This window comes from Mycobacterium persicum (genome assembly GCF_002086915.1).
GTDB lineage: Bacteria > Actinomycetota > Actinomycetes > Mycobacteriales > Mycobacteriaceae > Mycobacterium > Mycobacterium persicum.
The window spans coordinates 5,582,777-5,592,459 of sequence record NZ_MWQA01000001.1 but is presented as its reverse complement, the minus strand read 5'-3'; the positions used below and the strand labels follow the sequence as shown (position 1 = coordinate 5,592,459).

Annotated in this window: 12 protein-coding genes and 1 pseudogene; 6 read left to right on the top strand and 7 right to left on the bottom strand. The window is 68.5% G+C overall.

What is annotated here, in order from left to right:
- Positions 1-428, top strand: a pseudogene (locus B4U45_RS25470) (PE family protein); the annotation flags it as partial.
- A gap of 8 nt (positions 429-436) precedes the next feature.
- Here the strand turns inward: B4U45_RS25470 and ruvB are convergent.
- From ruvB to ruvC, 3 genes are read right to left on the bottom strand one after another with little or no spacing between them, the layout of a single operon-like run.
- Positions 437-1,483: a Holliday junction branch migration DNA helicase RuvB gene (gene ruvB, locus B4U45_RS25465; protein ID WP_075548244.1), complete on the bottom strand. Its 1,047-nt coding sequence runs from the start codon at positions 1,481-1,483 to the stop codon at positions 437-439.
- The gene (gene ruvA / locus B4U45_RS25460) at positions 1,480-2,067 is read right to left on the bottom strand and encodes a Holliday junction branch migration protein RuvA (RefSeq protein WP_075548245.1); all 588 of its coding nucleotides are present in this window, start codon (positions 2,065-2,067) and stop codon (positions 1,480-1,482) included. The genes ruvB and ruvA overlap by 4 nt, the downstream gene beginning before the upstream one ends.
- Positions 2,064-2,618, bottom strand: a complete 555-nt coding sequence (gene ruvC / locus B4U45_RS25455; RefSeq protein ID WP_075548246.1) for a crossover junction endodeoxyribonuclease RuvC — start codon at positions 2,616-2,618, stop codon at positions 2,064-2,066. The genes ruvA and ruvC overlap by 4 nt, the downstream gene beginning before the upstream one ends.
- 209 nt (positions 2,619-2,827) lie before the next feature.
- Here ruvC and B4U45_RS25450 point away from each other — a divergent pair, with 209 nt between their 5' ends.
- Genes B4U45_RS25450 through B4U45_RS25430 form a run of 5 tightly spaced genes read left to right on the top strand, consistent with a single transcriptional unit; the run spans position 2,828 to position 6,415 of the window.
- A complete protein-coding gene (locus B4U45_RS25450; protein ID WP_122526429.1) occupies positions 2,828-3,436 on the top strand; it encodes a DUF4178 domain-containing protein in 609 nt (202 codons plus the stop codon).
- Between the two features lie 8 nt (positions 3,437-3,444).
- Positions 3,445-3,948, top strand: a complete 504-nt coding sequence (locus tag B4U45_RS25445; protein WP_075548248.1) for a DUF2617 family protein — start codon at positions 3,445-3,447, stop codon at positions 3,946-3,948.
- Complete coding sequence (locus B4U45_RS25440; RefSeq protein WP_075548249.1) at positions 3,945-4,376, top strand: DUF4247 domain-containing protein; 432 nt, start codon at positions 3,945-3,947, stop codon at positions 4,374-4,376. The genes B4U45_RS25445 and B4U45_RS25440 overlap by 4 nt, the downstream gene beginning before the upstream one ends.
- Positions 4,377-4,409: 33 nt before the next feature.
- A complete protein-coding gene (locus B4U45_RS25435) occupies positions 4,410-4,868 on the top strand; it encodes a DUF350 domain-containing protein (RefSeq protein WP_075548256.1) in 459 nt (152 codons plus the stop codon).
- Positions 4,865-6,415, top strand: a complete 1,551-nt coding sequence (locus B4U45_RS25430) for a polyamine aminopropyltransferase (RefSeq protein WP_075548250.1) — start codon at positions 4,865-4,867, stop codon at positions 6,413-6,415. The genes B4U45_RS25435 and B4U45_RS25430 overlap by 4 nt, the downstream gene beginning before the upstream one ends.
- Positions 6,416-6,428: 13 nt before the next feature.
- Here B4U45_RS25430 and B4U45_RS25425 read toward each other — a convergent pair whose 3' ends face one another.
- The 4 genes from B4U45_RS25425 to pdxS all read right to left on the bottom strand — a co-directional run.
- The gene (locus B4U45_RS25425; protein ID WP_075548251.1) at positions 6,429-7,184 is read right to left on the bottom strand and encodes a YebC/PmpR family DNA-binding transcriptional regulator; all 756 of its coding nucleotides are present in this window, start codon (positions 7,182-7,184) and stop codon (positions 6,429-6,431) included.
- A 185-nt stretch (positions 7,185-7,369) separates the two neighbouring features.
- A complete protein-coding gene (gene pdxT / locus B4U45_RS25420) occupies positions 7,370-7,966 on the bottom strand; it encodes a pyridoxal 5'-phosphate synthase glutaminase subunit PdxT (protein WP_075548252.1) in 597 nt (198 codons plus the stop codon).
- Positions 7,963-8,799, bottom strand: coding sequence for an acyl-CoA thioesterase II (gene tesB, locus B4U45_RS25415; protein ID WP_075548253.1), 837 nt, complete (start codon positions 8,797-8,799; stop codon positions 7,963-7,965). The genes pdxT and tesB overlap by 4 nt, the downstream gene beginning before the upstream one ends.
- 9 nt (positions 8,800-8,808) lie before the next feature.
- A partial coding sequence (pdxS, locus tag B4U45_RS25410) for a pyridoxal 5'-phosphate synthase lyase subunit PdxS (protein WP_089025339.1) occupies positions 8,809-9,683 on the bottom strand: 875 nt, incomplete at its 5' end.

The window sequence follows — 9,683 nt, the reverse complement described above, 5'->3', positions numbered from 1 at the left end:
CGGCGGTGCTCGTCGGTGCGGGCATCGGCGGCGGCGGCGGCCAGGGTGGGTTCGGCGTGACCACCGGGGGTGCCGGCGGCCAGGCCGGCCAGGGCGCGGCGCTCACCGGCCTGGGCGTCGGCGGTGTCGGCGGATTTGGCGGCGACAGTGTCACCGGCACCGGCGGTAACGGCGGTGCCGGTGGCAACGCCGGGGGCTTCCTCGCCCTCAACTTCGCCGGTAACGGCGGCAACGCCGGCCAGGGCACAGGCGGTCCTGCCAACGGCGGCAACGGCGGCAACGTCGGCCTCGTCGACAACGGCGCCTTCACCCCGACGCTGTACGGCTTCGGCGGTAACGGCGGCAACGGCGTCAACGGTGGCACTGGTGGCACCGGTGGCACCGGCGGCATCCTTGGCGGCGCCAACGGAACCAACGGATCGCCCTAGCGTTTCGCTTAGTCGAACAGCCCCGGTTGGCCCAGCCCGCTGACGCCCGCCGGCGGGGTCATGCCCAGGTGCGTCCAGGCGAGCGCGGTGGCCACCCGGCCGCGCGGCGTACGGGCGATCATCCCGGCACGCACCAGGAACGGCTCGCACACCTCCTCCACCGTGGCCGCCTCCTCACCGACCGCGACCGCCAGCGTCGAAACCCCGACCGGGCCGCCGCCGAAGCTGCGGGTCAGCGCGGACAGCACCGCGCGGTCCAGCCGGTCCAGGCCCCGCTCGTCGACGTCGTAGACCTCGAGCGCCGACTTGGCGACGTCGCGGGTGATGACGCCGTCGGCGCGGACCTCGGCGAAGTCACGGACGCGCCGCAGTAGCCGGTTGGCGATCCGCGGCGTTCCCCGGGAGCGGCGGGCGATCTCCGCCCCGGCCTCGGCACCCAGTTCGATGCCCAGAATGCCGGCCGAGCGGGCCAGCACCCGCTCCAGCTCGTGCGGCTCGTAGAAGTCCATGTGCGCGGTGAAGCCGAACCGGTCCCGCAGCGGGCCGGTCAGCGCCCCGGACCTGGTGGTGGCACCGACCAGGGTGAACGGCGCGATCTCCAGCGGGATCGAGGTGGCGCCGGGACCCTTGCCGACCACCACGTCGACCCGGAAATCCTCCATCGCCAGATACAGCATCTCCTCGGCGGGCCGGGCGATCCGGTGGATCTCGTCGATGAACAGCACGTCATGCTCGGCCAGGTTGGACAGCATCGCGGCCAGGTCGCCCGCACGTTCCAGCGCCGGCCCCGACGTCACCCGAAGCGACGTCCCGAGCTCGCCGGCGATGATCATCGCCAGCGACGTCTTACCCAGACCCGGAGGGCCGGACAGCAAGATGTGATCCGGTGTGCCGCCGCGGTTTCGGGCTCCCTCGATGACCAGCTGGAGCTGTTCGCGCACCCGGGGCTGGCCGATGAACTCGCGCAACGAGCGGGGCCGCAGGCTGCCGTCGATATCGCCCTCGCCCACGGCTAGCGCCGGCGATACGTCGCGGTCGGACGGTTCGTCGCTCATCGGGCCTTACCCAGCAGCGCCAGGGCGGCCCGCAATGCGCCCGACGTCGTGGCCTCGGCGTCTCCGGCCAGCACCTTGTCGATGGCCTCCTCGGCCTGCTTGGCGGCAAAGCCGAGCCCGACGAGGGCCTCCACCACCGGTGCGCGTACCGCATGACCGTTGAGCGCCGGAGCGGCCGTCTCCGCCGGACCCACTTTGTCGCGCAACTCCAGCACCATCCGTTCGGCGCCGCGTTTGCCGATGCCGGGCACCCGCGTCAACGCCGCGACGTCGCCGTCGGCCAGCGCCCGGCGCAGCGCCGCGGCGTCATGTACGGCCAGCGTCGCCATCGCCAGGCGCGGCCCGACACCGGAAACGGACAACAACGTCAGGAACAGGTCGCGGGCTTCCCGGTCGGCAAATCCGTACAGCGTCATCGAATCCTCGCGCACGATCATCGCCGTGATCAGCCGCGCCTCGGTCCCTTGCCGCAACGTCGCCAGCGTCGACGGCGTCGCGTTGACCCGGTAACCAACACCCGCCGCCTCGATCACCACGTGATCAAGGGCCACCTCCAGCACCTCACCGCGGACCGAGGCGATCATCGCGCGGCCTTCAGCTTGGCCAGATAGGCGTGACGCTGCTGGGCTGCCAGCGCCTCGGCCCGCGCGATCCGGGCCATCATCGGCGCCCTCCAGCAATGGCAGATCGCCAGCGCCAACGCGTCGGCCGCATCGGCCGGCGTCGGTTTGGCTTGCAGCGCAAGGATTCTGGTGACCATCGCGGTGACCTGAGCCTTGTCGGCGCCACCGTTGCCGGTGACCGCGGCCTTGACCTCGCTGGGAGTGTGGAAGTGTACGTCGATGTCGCGTTTGGCCGCTGCCAGGGCGATCACCCCACCGGCCTGCGCGGTACCCATGACCGTCGTGACGTTCTGTTGGGAGAAGACCCGCTCGATGGCCAGCACGTCGGGACGGTGGGTGTCCAACCAGTGCTCGACGGCGTCATTGATGGCCAGCAGCCGTTTCGGCAGCGCCGTGTCCGAGGGGGTGCGCACCACGTCGACATCGAGCGCGACGAGGTCGCGACCTCGTCCGCTTTCCACCAGGGACAGCCCGCACCGCGTCAACCCGGGATCGACACCCATTACCCGCACCGCATCGCCCTTTCACGGCCCTTTCACGGCCCTTTCGTACCGAACAGCTGTTCGATAGCCTAGCGGTTGGGTGTGACAGGGCCGGGCAGGACACGCGGTTGAAACGCAGGTCCCGCGGTGACACCGACGCGTGCCTCTTATCGGGACCCGCTCCGGTGCAAAGCTGTTACGTTAGGGCGCACATCGGCTCGCCGTAGGGAAGGGTTGGGGTGGGATCACTGCTGGTGGTGCTCGCGGTGGCATTGTTCATCGCGTCGCTTCTCGTCCTCATCGTCGCTCTCAAGCGTCCTAAGACCCCGGCGCCCCCGGGCAACCGGCAAGATCCCCTGTCTTTCAACGCGATGCCCCAGTTCGGCCCGCGTCAACTCGGCCCCGGCGCCATCGTCAGCCACGGCGGCGTCGACTATGTGGTTCGCGGATCGGTCACCTACCGGCAGGGACCGTTCGTCTGGTGGGAGCACTTGCTGGAGGGCGGCGACCAGCCGATGTGGTTCAGCGTCGAAGACGACGACGGGCGCCTCGAGCTGGCCATGTGGGTGAAACGCACCAACCTTGCCATGCAGCCCGACGGCGACCAGGTGCTCGACGGCGTGACGTTCCACGAATCGGAGCGCGGCCATGCCGGCTACACCACCGAGGGGACGACGGGCCTGCCGGCGGGCGGCGAGATGGACTACGTCGACTACACCAGCCCCGACGAGACCGCGTTGTTGTCATTCGAGCGCTGGGCGCCCGACATGCCCTGGGAGATATCCACCGGCAAAACGGTGCTGCCCGGTGAGCTGACCGTCTACCCCGCTCCCCCGGCGTCCGCATAGGACCATCGGTGCCGCTTCATCAGCTTGCCGTTGCTCCGGCTGACGTATCGGGGGCCCGGTTGCGGCTGGCCATCAACGCGCCGCCGCCCCGGCCCCTGGCCACCTATCGGATGAAGCACCCCGACGGCGGCACCCTGCTGCTCGGCGTTCTGGGGGCATCGCATGTGGTCACCGTGAACCACGGTGGCACGAACTTTTCCGAGCAGATCTCGTGTTCGGCCCGCAACCAGGGTGCGAGTCTGCCGGCACACACCGAGGCGCCCGGCTACCGCCTGGAATCCCGTAACGACACCTATGACGAGCCGACGTTTCGCCGCCTCGCACACGAGTTGCGCCAGCGGTGCGCGCGCGACGACGGTTGGCTGGGCGGCATGTTCCCCGGCGACGACGCCGCGCTGACCGCGCTGGCGGCCGAACCCGTCGGCACCGGCTGGCGCTGGCAGACCTGGCACCTCTACCCCACCGGCTCCGGCGGGTCGGTGGTGTACACCGCAAGCCGGTGGCAACCGTGAGCCGCAACCGCCTGTTTCTGATTGCCGGGGGGCTGGCCGTCGCAGCCACGGTGTCGCTGGTTTCCGGAGTCGTGCTGCTGAACAGGAACATCGGCTCGTATATCGCGTCTCACTACCGCGAAGAATCCCGCGACGCCAACGGAACCCGGTACCTGTGCACAGGGTCCGCACATCAGGTGGCCGACACGCTGGCCCGCTATCAGGCCCCCGCGGCCCGCGCGGCCAGCGGCGACAACGAATACCTGCGCTACCGCAACAACATCGTGGTCGTTGGCCCCGACGGCTCCTACCCGTGCAGCATCCGCGTCGAACCCCTGAGCGCCGGCTACAGCCACGGCTCCTTCGTCTTCCTCGGCCCGGGATTCACCCCCGGGTCTCCGTCGGGCGGCTCCGGCGGCAGCCCCGGCGGGCCTGGCGGCAGCAAGTAGGACGAGCACCCAAAGGAGACAGCCATGCGCCAGTTGTATGCGGCGGGAGTCGATTTCGGCACCGTCAATCTCACCCCGATCTTGCATGGCGTGGTGGCGACCATTTTGTACTTCCTGGTGGGTGCCGCCGTTCTGGTCGCGGGTTTCCTGATGGTCGATGTGCTGACCCCGGGCAATCTGCGCCGTCTGGTGTTCATCGATCGGCGGCCCAACGCCGTCGTCCTGGCCTCGGCGATGTATGCGGCTTTGGCCATCGTCATCATCACCGCCATTCACACCAGCTCCAACCAGCTGGGTCAGGGGCTGGTCGACGTCGCTGTGTACGGGGGCGTCGGGGTGACGCTGCAGGGGGCGGCACTGCTCATCCTCGAGATCGCCGTGCCCGGTCGCTTCCGCGAGCACGTCGAGGAACCGACGCTGCATCCGGCGGCATTCGCTACGGCGGTGATGATGCTGGCCGTCGCAGGTGTGATCGCCGCAGCGCTGTCATGACGTCGACGCAGCAGGCGGCGGTTGCGGCCTCGCCGCGCTGGCGTGCGGTGCTGCTGGCCGCCGTCGCGGCGTGCGCGGCCTGCGGCATCGTCTACGAGCTCGCGCTGCTTACCCTGTCGGCCAGCCTGGACGGCGGTGGCATCGTCGCCACGTCACTGATCGTCGCTGGCTACATCGCCGCGCTGGGCGCCGGCGCGCTGCTGGTCAAACCGCTGCTGGCGCACGCGGCCATCACCTTCATCGCGGTCGAGGTGCTGCTGGGCATTGTCGGAGGGTTGTCGGCGGCGGCGTTGTACGTAACGTTCGCGTTCATCGGCGGATCGTGGTGGGTGCTGGCGCTGGGCACCGCGCTGATCGGCGGTCTCGTCGGCGCCGAGGTGCCGCTGCTGATGACACTGCTGCAGAGCGGCCGGGTGGCCGAAGCGACCGATACCGGCCGGACGCTGGCCAACCTGACCGCGGCCGATTATCTGGGCGCTTTGCTCGGCGGGCTCAGTTGGCCGTTTCTGCTGCTGCCGCATCTGGGGATGATCCGCGGCGCGGCGGCCACCGGCATCGTCAACCTCGTCGCCGCGGCCGTCGTGTCGATCTTCCTGCTGCGGCGGGTCGTCGGTGCTCGCCAATTGGCGACGGCGCTGGGCGCGCTGGCCGCCGCGCTTGGGCTGCTGGTGACGCTGTTGGCGAATGCGCGCGGGATCGAGACGACCAGCCGGCAGCTGCTCTACGCCGACCCGATCATCGCCTACCGGCATACGGCATATCAGGAGATCGTGGTGACGCGACGCGGCGACGACCTGCGGCTCTACCTCGACGGCGGATTGCAGTTCTCCACCGTGGACGAGTACCGCTACACCGAAAGCCTGGTCTACCCCGCGCTCGGCCGCGGTGCCCGTTCGGTGCTGGTGCTCGGTGGTGGCGACGGGCTGGCCGCCCGCGAGCTATTGCGCCAACCCGGCGTGCGGCAGATCGTTCAGGTCGAACTTGACCCCACGGTCATCCAATTGGCACGCACCATCATGCGCGGGGCCAATGGAGGTTCACTGGACGACCCGCGCGTGCACGTCGTGATCGACGATGCGATGAGCTGGCTGCACGGCCCGGACCAGGGGCCCTTCGACGCGGTCATCGTCGACCTGCCCGACCCGGACACACCCGTGCTGGGCCGCTTGTATTCGGCCGAGTTCTACACCCTGGCCACCCGCGCACTGGCGCCCGGGGGGCTGATGGTGGTGCAAGCGGGTAGCCCGTTCTCGACGCGGACCGCGTTCTGGCGCACCGTCTCGTCGGTGCAGACCGCGGGGTACGCGGTGACGCCGTACCACGTTTACGTGCCCACATTCGGCGACTGGGGCTTCGTCCTGGCGTGCCTGGGTTCCACCGCCCCCACGCCCACGCTCCCCGGTGATGCGCCGCCGCTGCGTTTCCTCAACCAGCGAGTGCTGGATGCGGCCACGGTGTTCCCGGGCGATGTGGCGCCACGCCCGCTCGAGCCGTCGACCCTGGACCATCCGCGGATCGTCGAGGACATGCGGCACGGATACGACTAACCGCCGGAGCGGCTCACTCCTCGTCGAGAGCCGCCAACACCTCGTCGGACACGTCGACATTGGTCCAGACGTTCTGCACGTCGTCGCTGTCCTCCAGCGCGTCGACGAGCTTGAACACCTTGCGGGCGCCATCGACATCGACCGGCACACTGACCGACGGTTGGAAGCCGGCTTCGGCCGACTCGTAGTCAATCCCGGCGTCCTGCAACGCGGTGCGCACCGCGACCAGATCACCTGGTTCGGCGACCACTTCGAACGTGTCGCCCAGGTCGTTGACCTCCTCGGCACCGGCATCCAGCACCGCGGTCAGCACGTCGTCTTCGGTCAGGCCGTTCTTGTCCAGGGTGACCACGCCCTTGCGAGAGAACAAATAGGACACCGACCCCGGATCGGCCATGGTGCCGCCGTTGCGCGTCATGGCCACCCGCACCTCGCTGGCGGCCCGGTTGCGATTGTCGGTCAGGCACTCGATCAGCACCGCCACGCCGTTGGGCGCATATCCCTCGTACATGATGGTCTGCCAGTCGGCGCCACCGGCCTCCTCACCGGCGCCGCGCTTGCGGGCCCGCTCGATGTTCTCGTTGGGCACCGAGCTCTTCTTCGCCTTCTGGATGGCGTCGTACAGGGTCGGGTTACCCGCCGGGTCACCGCCGCCGACACGGGCTGCGACCTCGATGTTCTTGATCAGCCGGGCGAACATCTTGCCGCGACGGGCGTCGACGACGGCCTTCTTGTGCTTGGTGGTAGCCCACTTGGAATGGCCGCTCATCGCTGTGGTGCACCTCTTCTTATTGGGTTCTGTTTTCGCCAGAAGAGTCTACGTGGACCGCAGGTGGTGGTCGCCTGGCCGGCTCCGGCCCACCGAGCCTGTAATTCTGCAGGGGAAGTTCGAGTGCGAGGCTGCACAATTACAGGCTCGATGATGCTGCGCACCTGAAGGCGCCCGATGAGACGTCAGCGCCGACCCCGGACGATGTCGACGAACAGCTGATGAATACGACGATCGCCGGTGATCTCCGGATGGAACGCCGTCGCCAACACCGCGCCCTGCCGCACCGCGACGATGTGGCCCGCGGCCCGGGCCAGCACCTCCACATCCTCGCCGGCCCGCTCGACCCATGGGGCCCTGATGAACACCGCACGCACCGGGCCGTCCAGGCCCGCGAACGCGATATCGCCCTCAAACGAATCGACTTGGCGCCCAAACGCGTTACGCCGCACCGTCATATCGATCCCACGCAGCGGCACGGCCTCGCGGCCGCGGGCGCCAGCATCCAAAATTTCGCTGGCCAGCAGGATCATGCCGGCACACGCGCCGTACGCCGGAAGGCCCTCGGCCAGCCGCGCCCGCACCGGCGCCAGCAATTCGAAGTCACGCAGCAGATGACTGATGGTCGTCGACTCGCCGCCCGGAAGCACCAGCGCATCCACCGCGTCCAGCTCGTCGCGGCGGCGCACCGGCATCGCTTCGGCTCCGGCTTCACGCAATGCCGCAAGGTGTTCCCGGGTGTCCCCCTGCAGTGCCAGGACGCCGACCTTCGGCGGGCTCACGGCTGGTATCCGTGGCGATAACGAGTCAGCCCCTCCTGCATGACGGCCGCAACCAACTCACCGCGCTGGGTAAAGATCTTCCCGTGGGTGAGGGCGCGACCGCCGCCGGCCGACGGCGAGGACTGGTCGTACAGCAACCATTCGTCGGCGCGGAACGACCGCATGAACCACATCGCGTGGTCCAGCGATGCCACCTGCAGATGCTCGCGCTCCTTGAGGTGGGTGACCTGCGCCGAACCGAGCAGCGTGAGGTCACTCATGTAGGCGAGCGCGCAGATGTGCAGCACCGGATCGTCGGGCAGCGGATCGTGGTGGCGAAACCACACCTGCTGCTGGGAGGCCTTGCCGGGCAAACACTGCAACTGCTCCCGCGGCACAATCCGCACGTCCCACTCCTCGAATTGCCGGAAGCCGGCGTCATCGAAGACCCGCACCGAGCGCAATCCGGGCAGATCGTCAGGCGGCGGCGCTGCCGGCATCTGGTCCTGGTGGCTGATGCCGTCCTGATGGGTCTGAAAGGACGCGCCCATGCTGAAGATGATTTCCCCATGCTGGATGGCAGTGACCCGCCTGGTGGCGAAAGATCCGCCATCTCGAGTGCGCTCGACCAGAAAAACGGTGCGCTCCTTGGCATCTCCGGGTCGAAGAAAGTATCCGTGCAACGAGTGGACCCGGTACGACGGGTCGACGGTGCGCACTGCAGACACCAGCGATTGCCCCGCGACATGGCCGCCGAACGTGCGCTGCAGAAAACCTGACTCCGGACTGAAGACGCTGCCGCGATAAATGTTGACCTCAAGTTGCTCGAGGTCGAGGATCTCTTCGATCGCCACGGAAGGTTCTTACCAGCCGCGTTCGGCGAGCCGGTGCGGCTGGGCGATCTGTTCGACGTTGATGCCGACCATCGCCTCGCCCAGCCCCCGTGACACCTTGGCCAGCATGTCGGGGTCGTCGTAGAAGGTGGTGGCTTTGACGATCGCGGCGGCCCGGTGTTCGGGGGCGCCGGACTTGAAGATGCCCGAGCCGACGAACACACCTTCGGCGCCCAGCTGCATCATCATCGCCGCATCGGCCGGGGTGGCGATCCCGCCGGCGGTGAACAGCGTCACCGGCAGCTTGCCGGCGCGGGCCACCTCGGCGACGAGTTCGTAGGGCGCCTGCAACTCCTTTGCCGCCACATACAATTCGTCCTCCGACAACGACGTCAGCCGACGGATTTCGCCGCTGATGGCCCGCATGTGGGTGGTGGCATTGGAGACATCGCCGGTGCCGGCCTCGCCTTTGGAGCGGATCATGGCCGCGCCCTCGCCGATCCGGCGCAGCGCCTCACCGAGATTGGTCGCCCCACACACGAACGGCACGGTGAACTTCCACTTGTCGATGTGATGGGTGTAATCGGCCGGAGTCAGCACCTCCGACTCGTCGATGTAGTCCACGCCCAGGCTCTGCAGGATCTGCGCCTCCACGAAATGACCGATGCGCACCTTGGCCATCACCGGGATGGTCACCGCGGCGATGATGCCCTCGATCATTTCGGGGTCGCTCATCCGCGACACCCCGCCGTGAGCGCGGATGTCGGCGGGCACCCGCTCCAACGCCATCACCGCGACCGCGCCCGCGCCCTCGGCGATGCGCGCCTGCTCCGCGGTGACGACGTCCATAATCACGCCGCCCTTGAGCATCTCGGCCATACCACGCTTGACCCGCGCCGTACCGG

Excerpts from the sequence above, each read along its gene's own strand:
- ruvB (WP_075548244.1), bottom strand. The coding sequence starts at position 1,483 with ATGAGCGACGAACCGTCCGACCGCGACGTATCGCCGGCGCTAGCCGTG.
- B4U45_RS25425 (WP_075548251.1), bottom strand. The coding sequence starts at position 7,184 with ATGAGCGGCCATTCCAAGTGGGCTACCACCAAGCACAAGAAGGCCGTC.
- B4U45_RS25430 (WP_075548250.1), top strand. The coding sequence starts at position 4,865 with ATGACGTCGACGCAGCAGGCGGCGGTTGCGGCCTCGCCGCGCTGGCGT.
- ruvA (WP_075548245.1), bottom strand. The coding sequence starts at position 2,067 with ATGATCGCCTCGGTCCGCGGTGAGGTGCTGGAGGTGGCCCTTGATCAC.